Source organism: Arthrobacter humicola (assembly GCF_039531445.1).
GTDB lineage: Bacteria > Actinomycetota > Actinomycetes > Actinomycetales > Micrococcaceae > Arthrobacter > Arthrobacter humicola.
In genome coordinates this window covers 102,244-118,507 of record NZ_BAAAQB010000026.1, presented here as the reverse complement: position 1 = coordinate 118,507, position 16,264 = coordinate 102,244, and the positions used below count along the sequence as shown (strand labels likewise).

At 65.4% G+C, this 16,264-nt stretch carries 9 protein-coding genes and 2 pseudogenes; 6 read left to right on the top strand and 5 right to left on the bottom strand.

What is annotated here, in order from left to right:
• Positions 1 to 373 (bottom strand): annotated as a pseudogene (locus ABD243_RS09315) (hypothetical protein); the annotation flags it as partial.
• A gap of 196 nt (positions 374 to 569) precedes the next feature.
• Here ABD243_RS09315 and ABD243_RS09310 point away from each other — a divergent pair.
• The 4 genes and pseudogenes from ABD243_RS09310 to ABD243_RS09295 all read left to right on the top strand — a co-directional run bounded on the left by ABD243_RS09310 (position 570) and on the right by ABD243_RS09295 (position 7,330).
• A pseudogene (locus tag ABD243_RS09310) lies at positions 570 to 2,012 on the top strand (DUF3375 domain-containing protein).
• Entirely contained in the window at positions 2,009 to 2,659 is a 651-nt protein-coding gene (locus ABD243_RS09305; protein WP_344364652.1) for a DUF4194 domain-containing protein, read from the top strand. Before ABD243_RS09310 ends, ABD243_RS09305 begins: the two are co-directional and overlap by 4 nt.
• Positions 2,656 to 6,066 (top strand): ATP-binding protein, encoded by a 3,411-nt coding sequence (locus ABD243_RS09300; protein WP_344364649.1) that lies wholly within the window; start codon positions 2,656 to 2,658, stop codon positions 6,064 to 6,066. The genes ABD243_RS09305 and ABD243_RS09300 overlap by 4 nt, the downstream gene beginning before the upstream one ends.
• On the top strand, positions 6,056 to 7,330 hold the full coding sequence (locus tag ABD243_RS09295) for a Wadjet anti-phage system protein JetD domain-containing protein (RefSeq protein WP_344364647.1): 1,275 nt from the start codon (positions 6,056 to 6,058) through the stop codon (positions 7,328 to 7,330). Before ABD243_RS09300 ends, ABD243_RS09295 begins: the two co-directional genes overlap by 11 nt.
• 189 nt (positions 7,331 to 7,519) lie before the next feature.
• Here ABD243_RS09295 and ABD243_RS09290 read toward each other — a convergent pair whose 3' ends face one another.
• Positions 7,520 to 10,051 (bottom strand): DUF4268 domain-containing protein, encoded by a 2,532-nt coding sequence (locus ABD243_RS09290; protein ID WP_344364644.1) that lies wholly within the window; start codon positions 10,049 to 10,051, stop codon positions 7,520 to 7,522.
• Positions 10,052 to 10,430: 379 nt separating this feature from the next.
• On the opposite strand from ABD243_RS09290, the gene ABD243_RS09285 reads away from it, so the two are divergent.
• Both ABD243_RS09285 and ABD243_RS09280 read left to right on the top strand, forming a co-directional pair.
• A complete protein-coding gene (locus tag ABD243_RS09285; RefSeq protein ID WP_344364642.1) occupies positions 10,431 to 11,351 on the top strand; it encodes a GIY-YIG nuclease family protein in 921 nt (306 codons plus the stop codon).
• 152 nt (positions 11,352 to 11,503) lie between these two features.
• Complete coding sequence (locus ABD243_RS09280; protein WP_344364639.1) at positions 11,504 to 12,286, top strand: GntR family transcriptional regulator; 783 nt, start codon at positions 11,504 to 11,506, stop codon at positions 12,284 to 12,286.
• Here ABD243_RS09280 and ABD243_RS09275 read toward each other — a convergent pair.
• From ABD243_RS09275 to ABD243_RS09265, 3 genes are all read right to left on the bottom strand, one after another.
• The gene (locus ABD243_RS09275) at positions 12,283 to 13,524 is read right to left on the bottom strand and encodes a S8 family serine peptidase (protein ID WP_344364637.1); all 1,242 of its coding nucleotides are present in this window, start codon (positions 13,522 to 13,524) and stop codon (positions 12,283 to 12,285) included. The two genes, ABD243_RS09280 and ABD243_RS09275, sit on opposite strands and share 4 nt — an antisense overlap.
• A 151-nt stretch (positions 13,525 to 13,675) precedes the next feature.
• The gene (locus ABD243_RS09270) at positions 13,676 to 14,677 is read right to left on the bottom strand and encodes a nucleoside hydrolase (protein ID WP_344364634.1); all 1,002 of its coding nucleotides are present in this window, start codon (positions 14,675 to 14,677) and stop codon (positions 13,676 to 13,678) included.
• 38 nt (positions 14,678 to 14,715) lie between these two features.
• A complete protein-coding gene (locus ABD243_RS09265) occupies positions 14,716 to 16,152 on the bottom strand; it encodes an MFS transporter (protein ID WP_344364631.1) in 1,437 nt (478 codons plus the stop codon).
• Positions 16,153 to 16,264 lie beyond the last annotated feature (112 nt).

Sequence of the window (16,264 nt, the reverse complement as noted above, 5' to 3'; positions counted from 1 at the left end):
AAAGCCAGACCGCTGTGCACTCCCCCAGCAGCGGATACGGGGCGGCGGCGATGTAGCCGGCCCTGCTCACGTGGGCGGAGTGGCCAACGGCGATGTTGTGGAGCTGGCCCCGGACCAGCGGCAGGACCGCGCTGACCGGCTGGCAGTAGTTGGCGAATTTCCGCCGCATCACGTCGGCGCTCGAATTCGAGCCGATGGAGACCACCAAGGAACGGGCGTCCAGCGGAGCCGCGCCGGCTTGCGCGAGGGCTTCATCCAGTCCGGCTGAAAGCTCAAGGGGGCGGAATTCATTGCCGTCCATGACACCCGAGGCCACGGGCGGGTCCCACGGATACAGCAGCGGATCGAGATGGCCGGCGCCGCTCAGTTCCATGGGCTCGGCCGGGCGGCGTAGTCGGCATCGTGCTGGAGACTAATCAAGGTGGCCCGCTTTCGTGGTCGGGTCTTCCAGTGTCCCGCACTTTTGAGGGAACCGGGCGTTCGGCTTGAGGAAACGGGCTCGCACTATATGTCCGCGTTCCCCCTTAGAGTGAATCCAAGGACGTGAGGCGCAACACCGCGAGGACCGGATGGACTACTACGCAATCAACGCACTGCGTGAAAACCATGCAGGCTGGGCCCTGTTGCGCGCCCAGAACGCGCCGCTCGCTGTTTCGTTTTTCATGGCGGCTTTCACCGTGCCGAACCAGCGCAACCTGGGCCGCCAGCAGCTCATCGACAGCCTGGACGACGTCCTCTTCGGCCTGCGGGATGCCTACGGCGATGACAAGTTTCCGCGCCAGGCCTCGGAGTACCTCGACGACTGGGCCGCCCCCGAGAGGGCCTGGCTGCGGAAGTACTACGTCCAGGGACAGGACGAACCCCGCTACGATCTCACCGCGGCGGCCGAGGACGTGGTCCGGTGGGTGGAGAGCCTGCGCGGCCGCGATTTCGTGGCCACCCAGTCCCGGCTCACCAGCATCTTCGCCGTCCTGGAACGGCTGGTCCAGCAGTCCGAAACGGACCCCGAGGTACGCCTCAAAGAACTCCAAAACCAGCGCGACGGGATCGACGCCGAGATGCAGCGCATCCGGGACGGCAACGTCCGGGTCATGACGGCCCCGGAGGCGTTGGACCATTTCCAGCAGCTGACCGCCCTGGCCAAGGACCTCCTCTCCGACTTCCGCGAGGTCGAACAGAACTTCCGGAAACTGGACCGCCAGGTCCGCGAGCAGATCGCCACCTGGAACGGCACCCAGGGTGAGCTCCTGGAATCGATCTTCGCGAACCAGCAGGACATCAGCAGGTCCCTGCAAGGCCGGACGTTCCAGGGCTTCTGGGACTACCTAATGTCGCCGGAATCCCGGAGAAAACTGCAGGAACTCCTCCAACGCGCCACCCAGATCGAAGCCCTCGCCCACACCGAGAACCTCCACGCCGTGGTGAACCTGCACCAGGACTGGTTGCCCGCCGTCGAACAGACCTAGGGCACAGTCCGCCAGCTGTCCCAGCAGATGCGCCGGCTGCTCGACGACAAGGTGTTCCTAGAAAACAAGCGCATCATGCAGCTCATCCGGAGCGTCGAATCCGGCGCCCTCGCGACCCGGGAGCAGCCGCCGTCGGGGGACTTCATGGCGATCGCGGCGCCGTCCGTGGACATCACGCTGCCGTTCGAACGGCCGCTGTACGAGCCGAGCCGGCGGGTGATGGTCGACGACGACGTCCTCACCGCCGACGACGCCGACGTGGACGCCGGCGCCCTGTTCAGCCAGTTCCACGTGGACAAGGAACGGCTCAAAGCCAATGTCGACGCCGTCCTCGCCGAGGCGGACCAGGCCACCCTCGCGGAGATCACCGCAGCTTATCCCGTCTCGCAGGGCCTCGCGGAGATCGTGGCCTACTACCAGCTCGCCACGGAGTCGGACTGGGCGAGCATCAACCCGGACGCCTCCCAACAAATCGCCTGGCAGTTGCCCGACGGCAGCATCCGCGAAGCCACCCTCGAACAGATCATCTTCGGAAGGCCAGCATGAATCCGGCAGCGAATTCTCCAGCCACTGCAGAAACGGAACTCCGCACGCCCGAGGAACTTCCCGGCGTCGTCACCCGGCTGTTCAAAGGCGTGCTGTACGCCGAAGGGGACGAGAAGCTCTGGCAGTCGCTGCTGGGCCTGTCCTCCCAGGTCCGCGATTACGTCGCCGTGCTGGGGCTCGACCTGATCCTGGACGAATCCGAAGGCTACGCGTTCCTGAAGTCGCGCGAGGACCCGGACGGCACGCTCCCCCGGCTGATCCCGCGGCGTCAGCTGACCTTCAACGTCAGCCTGCTGCTGGCCCTCCTGCGCGGCCGGATGCTGGAGTTCGACACCAACAGCAGCGAGCTCCGGCTCATCATGACTGAGCAGGACATCGCGGACATGGTGGCGGTCTTCCTGCCCGAATCCAGCAATGAGGTCCGGATCATGGACCGGTTGGCCACCGACATCAAGAAGGTGGTGGACCACGGTTTCCTGCGGCGGCTCAAAGGCCAGCCAGGCACCTACGAGGTGGCCCGCATCCTCAAGGCGTTCGTGGACGCCCAGTGGCTGGAGGAGTTCGACGCGCGGCTGGCGGACTACCGGGCCACTCTCGCCGGGGCGCCGGTCAGCGGGACAAGTACAGCGGAGGAGGACGGCAAGTGACCGCCGAACTGCAGGACACCCTGTTCAGCCTGGAGGAGAAGACGGACGACGCCGGCACTCCCCCGGGCTTCCGGCTGCACCGTCTGGAGCTGCTGAACTGGGGCACGTTCCACCAGGGCGTGCGGACGTTCCGGCTGGACGGCGCCAACAGCCTCCTCACCGGCGACATCGGCTCGGGCAAGTCGACGGTCGTCGACGCGATCACCACCCTGCTGCTGCCCGCGAACCGGATCGAATACAACAAGGCCGCTGGCGCGCAGAAGAAGGAACGCTCGCTGATGTCGTACGTCCGCGGCTTCCACAAGAGCGCGCGCAGCACCAGCGGGGAGTACTCCAAACCGGTGGCGCTGCGCGGCACCGGCGCCCTGACCGTGGTGCTCGCCGTCTTCCACAACGCCGTACTGGGCAAATCGGTCACCCTGGCCATCACGCTCTGGGCCACGCAGGAGGCGGGCCAGCCCAGCCGCTTCTACTCGCTGGCCGAGGCGGACCAGTCCATCGCGGCCGACTTCTCCAACTTCGGCCAGGACCCCATCCTGTTGAAAAGGAAGCTCCGCTCCGCCGGTGCCGCCGTGCACGACACCTTCGAGCCCTACGCCGCGGCCTTCAAGCGGCAGTTCGGGATCAGCGGCAACCAGGCCATGGAGCTGTTCCACCGCACCGTATCCATGAAGCAGGTCGAGAACATCACCTCCTTCGTGCGGACCAACATGCTGGAAGAGGACAACGTCGGCGAGCGCATCGGCAACCTCATCCACCACTTCGACGACCTCAAGAAGGCCCACGACGCCGTACTCCGGGCCAAGGACCAGATCGCGTTGCTGACGCCCATCAAGGACGGCGCCGCCCAGCACGCGAAGCTCAGCCGCGAAGACGAGTCGGCCCGCCGCCAGCGCGACCAGCTGCACCCCTGGTTCACCGACCGGAAACTGCAGCTGAGCCTGGAGCACCAGACAGAACTCGAACGCACCGGCAAGCGGCTGCAGGATGACAGCTCCAAGCTGCGTACGGACATCACCGGGCTGCGGCATGAGATGCAGGCCGTGCAGGAGGACATCCGCACCAACGGCGGCGGCCGGCTCGCCGCCATAGACGCTGACATCGCTCGGCACGCTGTCGAGTCGCGGATCCAGCGGCAGCGCTTCGATACCTACGCCGCGGCGGCGAAGGACTTGGGGCTCCGCCCGCCCGAGGACAAGGTGTTCTTCGACGCCAACCGTGCCGGGCTTGGCGAAGTCGAAGCGCAGCTCGGCGCCCAGTCCGATGAGCTGCAGGACGACCGGACAAAACTGACCATCACCCTTACCGAGCACAACGCGCGTCTGGCCGAGATCGGCGCGGAACTGCGCAGCCTGCAGTCGCGCCCCAACTTGCTCCCGCTCCCCCAGCTGGAGCTCCGCCGTCGGCTGTGCGACGGCACGGACATCGCGGAAGCGGCGCTGCCGTACGCCGGCGAACTGATGCGGGTCCGCGACGGCGAGGGCGCCTGGGAGGGGGCGGCCGAGCGCACGCTGCACGGCTTCGCGTTGTCCTTGCTGGTGCCGGCAGAACACTACGCAGCTGTGAGCAACTGGGTGGACGCCAACAACCTGCGCGGCCGGCTGGTCTACCTGCGGATCGGGGAATCCCCCGCCGCGCGGGCTGCCGAAGCGGGCACGCTCGCTGCCAAGATCGGCATCAAGCCGGGCACCTCCTTCCGCAACTTCCTGCTGGACGAGCTCGCCACCCGGTTCGACCACGTCTGCTGCGACACCCTCGAGGATTTCCGCCGCTACCCCAGAGCGCTCACCGTCAACGGCCAGCTCAAGGGCGGCCGGGGCAGGCACGAAAAGGACGACCGGCGGGAGCTCACGGACCGGCGCAACTATGTGCTGGGCTGGGACAACCACGACAAGATCGGACGCTTCCTCGCCGAACAGGACGAGGTCAAGGGCCAGCTCCGGGTCACGGAAACCCAGCTGACTAAGGTCAACGCGTCCCTGGGCGATCTGGGCCGACAGAACCAGCAACTCGGCATCGTGCGCGGCGTGGCCGACTTTGGCGAGATCAGCTGGCAGCTGACGGCCCGAAGGATCGAGGAGCTCAAGGCTGAGAAGATCGAGTTGGAGACCGCCAGCGACGTGCTGAAGCAACTGACGGCCACGGAATCCGCGGTGACCGCCGAGCTGGAGCGGCTCGAAGACAAGGCCGGCAAGCTGCAGCAGCGGATCGGTTCCAACGAGAAAGACGCCAAGGACATCGCGGAGGCGATCGAGGAATGCCGCGGCATTCTCGCGGAAACTCCCCTGACGGACGACGGCGGCGTGCTGGCTGCCGTCGAACAGCTCGCGGCCGCAGCGCTCGGGGACAAGGCGCTGACGTACAAAAACACGGGCACGGCGGAAAGTACTGTCCGATCCGGGCTGACGGACACCATCGACGCGCTGTCCAAGCGGATCGCAAGGGCGGCCGAAAGCACCGTCCTGCTGATGGCGGACTTCCGCAATAAGTACCCGAACGAGACCACGGACATCGACGCCGCCCTCGAGGCCGCCGCGGACTACAACCGGCTGCTGGAACAGCTGGTCAGCAACGACCTCCCCCGGTTCGAGGCGCACTTCAAGGAGTCCCTGAACCAGAACACCATCCACGAGGTGGTGGCGTTCAACGCGTTCCTGGACAGCCGGCGGCAGGACATCGTGACCCGGATCGGCGAGATCAACCGATCGCTGGCCGGGATCGAGTACAACCCGGGCCGGCACATCCAGCTGGAGCACCAGAACACTTCGGACCAGGACGTGCGCGAGTTCATGTCGGACTTGCGGGCATGCTCGGAGGGGACCATCGGTGACGAGGACCAGTACTCGGAACAGAAGTATCTGCAGGTGGAGCGTCTGATTGAGCGCTTCCGCGGCCGGGAGGGCCTGACGACGCTCGATGAGCGGTGGACCACCAAGGTCACGGACGTGCGGAACTGGTTCACGTTCTCGGCCTCGGAGAAGTGGACCGAGACCGGCGAGGAGTTCGAGCACTTCACGGATTCCGGCGGCAAGTCCGGCGGTCAGAAGGAGAAGCTGGCGTACACCATCCTCGCGGCCGCGCTGGCATTCCAGTTTGGGCTGGGGTCGGGGGCCGGGAACGGGGCTGGAGGCGCCAACAAGAATGCAGGCAGCGGCCGGAGTTTCCGGTTTGTGGTGATCGACGAAGCGTTCGGGCGTGGGTCGGATGAGTCCGCGCGGTACGGGCTGCAGCTGTTCCAGCGGATGAAGCTTCAGCTGCTGATCGTCACCCCGCTGCAGAAGATCCACGTGATCGAGCCCTTCGTCTCGCATGTGGGATTCGTGGCCAATACCACCGGCGACGACTCGCAGCTGCGCAACATGACCATCCAGGAATACCGGGACGAACGGGACCGGCGTGCCGGCTGAGTCCTGGACCACGGTTGCGGGGCTGCGGGCACTGTCACTGAAGGCATGGAACAGCGGTGCGCTGCTGCGCGAGCTGCAGGAACCCACCGGCGCCTATCCCCGCCGCCGTTCCCTGAAGCGTCCGACGGCGGCAGCCCTGCTAAGCGAGTACGCTGCAGCCCAGCGGTGGGCGGCTGAGCTGTTCGCCGGAGCTGGCCATTACACGCTGGAAACGGTGGAGGTCGGTCGCCGCACGGTCGGCTCCAACCGGATTCCGGCCGCGGCAGTGTTCGCCGCCGCGGAGGACGAGATCGCGTTTGTCGGCAAGTCCCGGGAGGCCGCGCGGTTCCGGGAACTGGCGGCGGGTCTGGGTGAACGGGATCCGCTGCTGCTGGGCTGGGCGGCACGGCGGCCGCTGAAGCTGCTCGAATTGGGCTCCGACTCCCTGACCGCGGCGCGGGCGGCGCTGTGGCTGCGGGACAACCCCGCGCCGGGAATCTACGTCCGGCAGCTGGCACTGCCCGGCGTACACACGAAATTCATCGAGCGGAACCGGCAGGTTATCGATCAGATGCTTGCCGCCGTTACGCCTGGTTCCGACGTTGATGAGGAGGTCGACGGCGAGGTGTCCGCGGACGCTCTCCCGGAACCTGCCGTCGAGGCGGCCGAGCCGGATGTTGCCCTGGACGACGGCGCCGGCCGCACGGCGGCAGCACGCTTCGCCCGCAGGCACGGGTTCCTGCATCCGCCGGAGCTCGTCCGCTTCCACATCCTTGACCCTGCCATTCCTGCCCTGGGCGGCGCCCGGGACATCACGGTGACGGCCGAGGCGTTCAGTACCCTGCAGTTGCCTGTACACACGGTGATTGCGACCGAGAACCAGGTCAACTTCCTCGCTCTTCCCGATCGGCCGGGCGCACTGGCGCTCTACGGTGGCGGGTACGGCTTTTCGTCCCTGCAGGATGCGGCCTGGCTCCGCGAGTGCGAGATCCTGTACTGGGGCGACGTCGATACCCACGGCTTCCGGATCCTCGACCAGCTCCGCGCGGTCCACCCGCACGTGGAGAGCGTGCTGATGGACGATGAAACCCTGCTCGCGCACCGGGAGGCATGGGGAACGGAGCCGTCACCGTCGCGGGCTACGCTGACCAGGCTGACGGCTGAAGAAGCGGTCCTCTACGAAGCACTGGGCAACGACACCTACGGACCGGCCGTCCGCCTGGAACAAGAGCTGATCCGCTGGGATTGGGCGATGGAGCGGCTCAGACTCCAGCGCCCGAGCTGAACGATGAGCGCGAGTCTGGGCTTCTGAGCACTAATCCGGACTCCACTGCCGCTTCAACAAGACGGTCCTTCTCAATGACCCGCCCAACCCGTCCGTAGGCGGCGAGGTCACCTCCGACCGAAGCGACCCCTCCGGCCGCAAGCCCAAGGGGATCCGACCGACGTCTTTATTAGAGGAGTGCGGAAGCCTTCACAGGTACTTCTTCAAGACTCGTGCGAATGTGTCCCCGGTAGCCACGAGCCACTCGACGAGCTCCTGGGTCTGAGCCCCGTCTAAGAAGTCGCCGGGACGGCTGATGACCAGCTTGGATGCCTTGCGGTCGGGTTTGTCGTCCCACTCGAGGACGAAACCAAGGTCGGCTTCGATGGCCTCGCGCTGCGCCAACAGCTTCGCGTAGAGGTCCTTGTCGTAGTTGATCCAGAAGATCGTTGTGACGAGCTTCTTCTGCGCGTTGGCCTGGAGGGAGATCACCGCACGGGAATCTCCGATGCCGACGTCGTACCAGTTCTGAGGGGCGGGCTTGCGCCAGGCACTGATGTGGGTCGCTTTCACCAGGCCGTAGTCGCGTACCCGCTCGAAGAACGCAAGCTGGGCGTCCTTCACTGACACTCGGCTTCCGGTCCCAGTGTGACCGCTCATCTTTTTGCGGCGGGTGGTCATCGCCTCCTCGTCGACATCAAAGCCGGAAGCTTCCGCGAGCTCTCCTGCACCGATGAACTGCTCGGGATCCGCGTGGCCTTGTTCATCGAACCGGAGCCCCTCCTTCTCAAGCACCACCCGCGGGTCATCGACGCGGGCGGGATCGGTCCAACGGAAACCAGATGAGATCGTCCCGCTGCTCTGCAGGACCCGCCAAGCGTTGGCCATTGGGTAGTTCGCGATCATCGCAGCCAGCGGCTGAGCCCAGGTGCCGGCAACAATCGCGACGTCGCCATAGGAAGTCCAGCGCCCTGCAGGGATCTCGGCGATGATGGCAGCAACCCGGCTACGCAGGGCTGACGGCTCGTCGTCCACAGCGACGACACTCTCGTCCGGACCCGGCCAGAGTTCGATGATCTTCTCTGCCAGTTCAGCGCTGCGGGCGTTGATCTCGTCGAGGCCCCATGTAGCGCGCGCAGCAATCGCCTGGTTCATCGATACGCCGCTCCTGGCCAGCATCTCGCGCTTCTCTTCGAACGGCTTGTTGCTGAGTTCGCTGTTGTAGCCGCTTAGAGTGAGGTTGCCGAGCGTATGCACGACCCGCTCGTGTTCGTAGTCGATGTCTGCGTCAGCGCTGAGACCCTCCGCGAACGTCGTGCGCACGGAATCAGTCATAGTCTGTGGCAACACATGCTCAATTGTTAGGTGCCTAGGGTCGAGGTCGACAATCTCCTTCGGGCGGTACGCCTCTTCGAGCCACTGCAGGATGAGCTTTTTTTGCGTCCCACGGCCCTGCCAGTAAAACGCAACGGTCCCTGCAGCCTCACGAACCTGCAGGTCGGTCGCGAAGTGCTTGCGGCCGCGGGACAGGTATTCGCGCAGCGCGACGTCGATGTTGTCCGCCTCGCTGATAGCACCCACAGCCTGGAGCAACGTTCGGTTCAGATTCGCGGTGGCACGCCCAATCACGATGCGCCGCACGAAGTAGGACTCCAGATACGTCAGCGCCCGCACTACTTCATCGTCAGCCGCTGTGCCGGCAGCACGTCGGGCAAGGATCTGCATCACCACCGGATACGCGGTCGTCGAGCCCCAGGACTTGATCCTGGTGAGTCGGCGTTGAATCTCGGCGTGCTTCTCCCCCGCAGGCTTGAGAATCGTCGCGAGCACGTCGCCGAGCTTGGCGATGCGGATCACCTCGGCCTCGATCTCGTCGACAGTCTTCAGCTTCTCCAGTCGCCGTTGCTGTCCGACGTAGGTGTCCGACTGCTTAGCTCTTTCGTCGCGCTGCGCGAGGTCCAGCCAGAACAACAACTCGAGATTTTCAGAGTCGAGCTTCTTCTCCAGTGGAAGCCAAACGTTCTCATAGACCAAGTCTGCGCGGTCACCGAGCCGCATAAACAGGTAGTTCTTGAGCAGGTCACTTTGCGTCAGCCGGAGGCCCGTGTTGTTCAGCGACTCGAAGATGCGGTGTGCGTTGTCTGAGGGCTCCGCCGTGACGACGACGAGCGCGAGACCGCGTACGACGGCGGCTTCGAGCAGTTCCAAGTCATGTGGGTCGTCCGGGTCCCCTGCTGCGGCGATCTTCGAGCGAAAGTACCGGTACGCGCCGCCAACGGCATCTTCCCCGCCAGCCTGGGGCGCACGATTGAGCACCGCCATGTAGGCAGGCCGATCTGTCTGGGTCGGCATGACCTTCAGCGGCTTGCCGCCGTCGAAGACGTTGATTAGGTACTGTGCGTCAATACCGCTCGCCCGGTCGGTATCCCCGATCTCGATCAAATGGTCGCGGAGCGCAGCCAGAAGGAGAGTTAAGGTGGTCAGACGCTGTTGGCCGTCGACCACCAGGAACTTGTTGACGCCGATGGCACCGAAGTCAGGACTGCTCGCCAGAACAAGGGAGCCGATGAAGTGCGAGGCCTTCGGATCGTCGGCAAGAGCGCGCTCTAACTCGACGACATCCGACCACAGCTGGTCGAGCTGCTTCTTGCCCCACGAGTACACGCGCTGGTAAAGCGGAACCTGGTATTGCTTCTTGCCTTCGAGAACGCCCGCAAGCGTCCCGTTCTCCGCCCGAACCACACATGCCTCCCTGACGTTACGTTAACGGAACGAGACTACATGGCGTTGTCTTAGTGAGCCTGTACGGCAGCAGTGCCGCGCATGAGTCCAAGGCGTCGTCCTGTCTACCATAATTTTGATTCCGACACCGAGTGCGACAATGCGCCGCTGCTCATCGTAAGATCCACATCGCTCGGTTAGTTCACTCCAAAATTGCGTTCAGGCGACGGGCTGGACCGCCAAACGCGTTGACCCATTAGCCTCAACATCGCCGTCGCCAGATGGGCTATCCCCGGAGCTACTTAGAGCGTGTTGCAGAACATGCGAATGCGTAAGCGCCCATAAACTCATTGAGGCTCGTCGCCGGTCGAGCCTCAACGGGAGCTTCAAAGGACAACTCATGGCAATTGGCAAGCAAGTTCGGTTGTTCCTGGTCGATGGAACGCCCGGCGGGATGCTGACGGCCGAGATAATGAACTGGACCGGGCACGTCATTGCCGCGAGTAGGTCGGATTTGGCGGAATTTCTTCGCCGCGAGGAGGTTCAGCGGACAGGCATCTACCTGCTGCTTGGATACGGCATTGATGATCCGGATGAAACGCTCATTTACATCGGGGAAGGCGACAACGTCGGCGAGCGCCTGAAGATACATCACCGGTCAGAGGACAAGGGCGGCAAGGACTTTTGGAACCGGGCCATCGTGCTGACTAGCAAGGACGCAAATCTTACAAAAGCACACGCCAGGTATCTCGAAAGCCGCTTCATTAGTATTGCCAAGGCCGCCGGTCGAACGACCGTGACCAACGGGACGGCACCTCCACCGCTTCCTCTCCCTGAAGCGGACAAGTCGGACATGGAGTATTTCATAGATCAGGCAAAGATTATTTTGCCGGTTCTCGGTGTCGACGCTTTACGTAGTCTGCCCTCTCCGGCCGAAGACGCCGAACCTTCGGCTAGCAACCCAGCCACTTCTTCTCCGGTGTTTGAGATGACCCTGCAAAATTTTGGAATTACTGCGCACGCCCAAGAGACAGACGGCGAGTTCGCCGTGTTGGAGGGTTCGGCAGCACGGCCTGCATGGGTGGGAACGAATCATGCCTACGACAAACTTCATCAAAAGCTCTTTGCAGCGGGCGTCCTCGTCACGGATGGGGCACTAGCGCGGTTCAGCAAAACCCACGTGTTCAAGAGCCCTAGTGCAGCCGGCGCCGTCGTTACAGGCAGGAACACTAACGGCAGGGCAGCCTGGCGCGATCCGAAGACCGGACTTACTTACGGTCAATGGCAGGAGCAGGGGATCGCCACGCCTGAGGGACGGTAGCCCGGCCACGAGCGACGAGAACTTCGACGCGGGCAGGCTTCGAACGTTGACAACGGAGGTCTACGAAGGGGTGCCGGACAGGATCCCGCTTGTCCAACAAACACGTCATACCCGCGGTACGCTGAGATTCCCAGAACAAAGCGAGGCATAACGTGCACGAGGACGCCGTCCGGTTCCTGTCCCAGCCGGTGGAGGCCCAGCCCGGCTCGCCCCTCCGGGTTGCCGTCTACTCCCGAATCGCCGAAGCCATCCGCAACAATCTGCTGCAGCCCGGCTCCATGCTCCCCACCGAGACCGAACTCGGCACCGACATGAAGGTCAGCCGCACCGTGGTCCGCGAGGCCCTGATGCTGCTCGAGGAGGACGGCCTAATCCGGGCCCGCCGCGGCGTCGGCCGGTTCGTCGCCGACACCCTCCCCCGCATCGGCATCGAACGCATCCGCCCTTTCGAGGAGGTCCTCGGCGGCCCCGGCCGGCAGGTGGAAGTCAAACGCATCCAGGTCGTGCGGCAACCGGCCTCCGAATTCGCAGCCCCCGGCATCGGCGTCGACCCCGGCGAGGACTGCTGGCTGTGGGAGTCCGTCCTGCTCCGGGACGGCGAGCCCATCGCCCAGCTGCAGGAAAACATCTCCGCCCTCCCCGTCCGGTTCGCCGGCGGTCCCGCCGCGCCGTTGGAAATTAACGACGAGGGCGGCACCACCCTGCTTGCCGCCCTCACCAAGGCGGCGGGCCGGGGCCTCGGCCCGGGCGAGTGCCAGATTAGCCTGAGCCAGGTGGGCCCGAGCCGCGCGAAGTTGCTGGACCTGCGGGCCTCGGACCCGGTCCTCGTGCTGACGCAGTACGTCAAGCACGCGAACCGGCCCTTCTACCTGGCCAAGTGCCTCATCGCGGACCGGGCCGGACACCTCTCGGTGATGCAGTCGCTCCAGACTTAGCGAACGGCTTTATCCGCGTTCACCCGGCCGTTCGCCCAGAACGTGCCGGTGCCGGAAATCTTGTCGGCGGTCGATTCGACGTTTGCACGCACTGACGTGTTGGTGGCCCCGGGGTGGGAGCTCCAGGCAAGCGCGGCCGTTGCAGCGACGATGGCTGAGGACATGGAGGTCCCGTTGCCGACGTCGTAGCCGAAGGAGCGGTTGTTCTGTGTCGCGAGGACAAAGGGGTGGTTGGGGAAGGTTGAGTAGACGTTGACGCCAGGCGCCGCGATGTCCACCCAGCTGGCCCCGTAGGTTGAGAACGATGCTTTGGCGTCGGCGTTGTCGGTGGCGGCGACGGCAATGACGTTGGGGTATGCACCCGGGTAGATCTTGCTCTGGTTGCCCCCGTTGCCTGCCGCGGCGACGAGCACCACACCCTTGCTCCAGGCGTTGTTGACGGCCGTCTCGAGGGTGCGTGACGCCCGCACTCCCAGACTCATGTTGATCACCTTCGCACCGTTCGTGACAGCCCAGTCGATGCCGTTGGCAAGGCTCGAGCTGGATCCGATGCCGCTGTCGTTGAGCACCTTGCCGGCCAGCACCGTGCAGCCCGGGCACACCCCGGCGACGCCAATCGTGTTGTTGGCGCTGGCGCCGACGATGCCGGCCACGTGGGTGCCGTGGCCGTAGTTGTCTTCGTTGGTTGCCGCTGTGCTGAAGTTGGCCCGCAGTGCGACCTTCGGGTTGATGTCGGGGTTGTCGGTCGCAACACCTGAATCGAGGACAGCAACTTTGATGCCGCTCCCGGTGGCGACAGTCCAGGCTTCGACGGCGTCCACATCGGCGTCAGGGGTGGATCCGGCCACGGTCAGGGTGCCGGCAGTGTTAGTAAACGACTGGCCGGTGTTCTGCAGGGCGTACTGGCGGGGGAAGTACTGGTCGTCCGTTGCGGCGGTGACCGTCTCGTCCGGCTCGGCGTATTCGACCGCCGGGTTCCGGCTCAGAGCGTCGATGAGTTGGGATTCCTTGCCGGCCGGGACATTGACCACGTGAGCGCCGGTGCTACCGACACCTGGGCCTTCACTCAGGCCGTGCTGGCGTAGGACGTCGGCTGCCGCCCCGTTATCGCGGAACTTGACAAGAATCTGACCTGTGACCTGCTGCGGCTCCGTTGCCGCGTTGCCCGGGACAGCGACGGTAAGCGCACCAAGAGCGAGGACCACTGCTGCGAAACTGGCCATAACAAGTTTTTCCATACCGAGCATCTTGGCCTGAATCTGCACCGGTCAGGAAGGGTTCTTCGGAAGATTACTCCTGCGGGTCATTGGGACAGATGCCGCCCTTGGATCGTGCCAAGGGCGGCCCCTGTCCAAAAGCACGCGGCGGCCGGTCGTTCAGGCCAGGAGTTCAGGCCGGTGACATGACCGCGGAGGCGGCCGCCGCCGTCGTACTTTCAGAAACCGACAGCAGTACCTCCACCAGGTGCGGCGCGAAGTCGTCCTCGAGGGACAGCACCACCCGGCAGCGGGCGCCGGGCTGCTCCGGGTAGTCCATGTACCGCCCGCGGAGGTCGCAGATGGTCTGCCCGCGGCCGGGCCCGGACGTGGTGTCGACGTCGACCGTCACCACCGGGGCCACCGCGGCACTGACGCCGCCCACCGCGAGGGCCGCGGCGAGGGGGTCGTGCATCGCCGAGCAGGCCCGGCCGAACTGGCTCTCGTAGAAGCGGAAGTAGTAGCCCAGCATCTCCCCCAGCGCCCGCGGCACAGGACCGGACGAGGCGAGCAGTTCCTGCCGATGGCTTTCCTCGAGCACATTGGACATGGTGACGTCCAGCGGCACCATGGTGACGTCCCAGCCGGCGGCGAACACCTCCGCGGCGGCCTCGGGGTCGTTGGCGATGTTGGCCTCGGCCACGGCGGTGACGTTCCCGGGCGCGAACGCGGCGCCGCCCATGATGGTGATGTCCTGCACCAGCGCGGGCAGCTCCGGATCCAGGCGCAGCGCTGCGGCAATATTGGTGAGCGGCCCGACGGCCAGGATCCGCAGCTGGCCGGGGTGTTCGTGGGCAAGCCGGACCAGCATCTCCGCCGCGGTCCCGGCCGCCAGCCCGGCAGCCGCCGTCGACAGCGTGACCTCGCCGATCCCGTTGGCGCCGTGCACCCACGGAGCTCCCCCGCCGAATGAACCGGCCTGGGGATCGTGCGCCCCGAGCGCGACGGGGACGTGCGCGTGCCCGGCGAGCTCGAGCAGGTCCAGGGTGTTCCGGGCGCCGACGGCGGCACTGACGTTGCCGCTGACGGTGCCGATTCCCCGGAGGTCCGCGTGCGGGGAGGCGAGTAGGTAGGCCAGGGCGAGGGCGTCGTCGATGCCGGTGTCGCAGTCGAGGTAGAACGGGTGACTGGTCATGGGAGTGGTTCTTCTTTCAGTGGTGCTGGTGCGGAGTATTAGAGCTTTTCGCCCTTTGGGGCGGCGACGAAGAGGCTGACGAGGAAGGCGGCCGCGGTGATGGCCACCGAAATCCACAAGGCGGTGGCATACCCGGCAGACGTCGCCTGGGCGGCGAACGGTGCCACGAGCACGACGCCGAGGCTCGCTCCGATGCCGAAGGAGGCGCCGTTGATGCCGGGCAGGGCGGCGGGTGCTTCCTTGGGTGAGAGCAGGACGGAGAGTCCGTTGATGGCGGTGAGGAAGAGGCCGTTGTAGAAGATGCCGAGGGCCGCGATGGCGATCAGGACGGCGATCTGGTCGTCGGAGAACGTGGCCGCGGCGATGGCGCAGGCCAGGCTCAGCCCGGTTCCGGCGCGGAGGGTTTTGATCCAGCCGCGCCGGTCGGCGAGCCAGCCGGCCAGGGGTGCGGCGAAGACGCCGATCAGCGCGGCGGGGGTCAGGAACAGCAGAGCCGACAGGGAGGCGCTGAGCCCGAAGCCGTGGTGGATGTCCTGGCTGAGCAGCACCACCGTGAAGTTAATGATGGCGAAGATGCCGGCGAGGGTCAGGACGGTGGTGGCGATGACGGGCCAGACCTGGCGGGAGCGCAGGTGGCGGACGGCGATGAGCGGGTGGTTCCGCTTCTTCTCGATCATCCAGAAGGCGGCGAAGGACGCGATGGTGCCGGCGAGCAGCGCCAGAGTGCTGGGGGCGGTCCAGCCGGCGGCTGAGCCGCCGGAGACGAAGTAGGTGATGAAGACCAGGAAGACGGACAGCGATCCCGCGCCCCACCAGTCCATGGCGCCGCGCACTCCCTGGGGCCGTCCGCTCGGGACGGTTTTGATGATGCAGGCGGCGGCGATGGCCGTCAGGACGAGGACGACGACGAAGATGGACCGGAAGCCGAGGGTTTCGGCCATGAGGCCGCCGACGTAGCCGTCCGCGCCGCCGACGCCTCCGTTGATGGCGGCGATGATGCCCACGGAGGTGCCGAAGACGCGGGCCTGCAGGTTTTCGCTCAGGACGATGTAGGCCAGCGCGAAGACCGCGCTGGAGACTCCCTGGAGGAACCGGCCGGCGATGAGCAGCGGCAGGGTGGGGGCGGCGATGCAGAGGATGGTTCCCGCGCCCATGATGCCGAGTACCAGGAGCAGGGCGTTGCGGCGTCCGATGAAGTCGCTCCAGCGTCCGATGACGGGCCCGGCGATGGCGCCGGCGAGGAAGAACATGGACTGGACAGGGGCTGCGCTGTCGGGGCCTTGGCCGAAGGATGCCGCGATCTGCGGCAGCGCCGGTGTGACCATGCTGGCGTTGAGCTGGAAGGACAGGACGCCGAGCAGCAGGGTGGAGATCAGGAGGGCGGCGCGGCGGCCGCCGAGTTTTGTGGCATCCTCCCCCGTCTGGTTTCCGACGGCGGCCGGCGGCGAAGTGGCAACTGTTGCTGGTGTGTTCACATCAAACTCCTTTGTTCTGCAGGTGGGCCCTGCCTTTAGGATGTGAGTTGTTATACAACCATGTCTGACACGCAAGTACAACCATGCCGTACACTATTTCCTAATCCAGCCG

Excerpts from the sequence above, each read along its gene's own strand:
- ABD243_RS09305 (WP_344364652.1), top strand. The coding sequence starts at position 2,009 with ATGAATCCGGCAGCGAATTCTCCAGCCACTGCAGAAACGGAACTCCGC.
- ABD243_RS09285 (WP_344364642.1), top strand. The coding sequence starts at position 10,431 with ATGGCAATTGGCAAGCAAGTTCGGTTGTTCCTGGTCGATGGAACGCCC.
- ABD243_RS09270 (WP_344364634.1), bottom strand. The coding sequence starts at position 14,677 with ATGACCAGTCACCCGTTCTACCTCGACTGCGACACCGGCATCGACGAC.
- ABD243_RS09275 (WP_344364637.1), bottom strand. The coding sequence starts at position 13,524 with ATGGAAAAACTTGTTATGGCCAGTTTCGCAGCAGTGGTCCTCGCTCTT.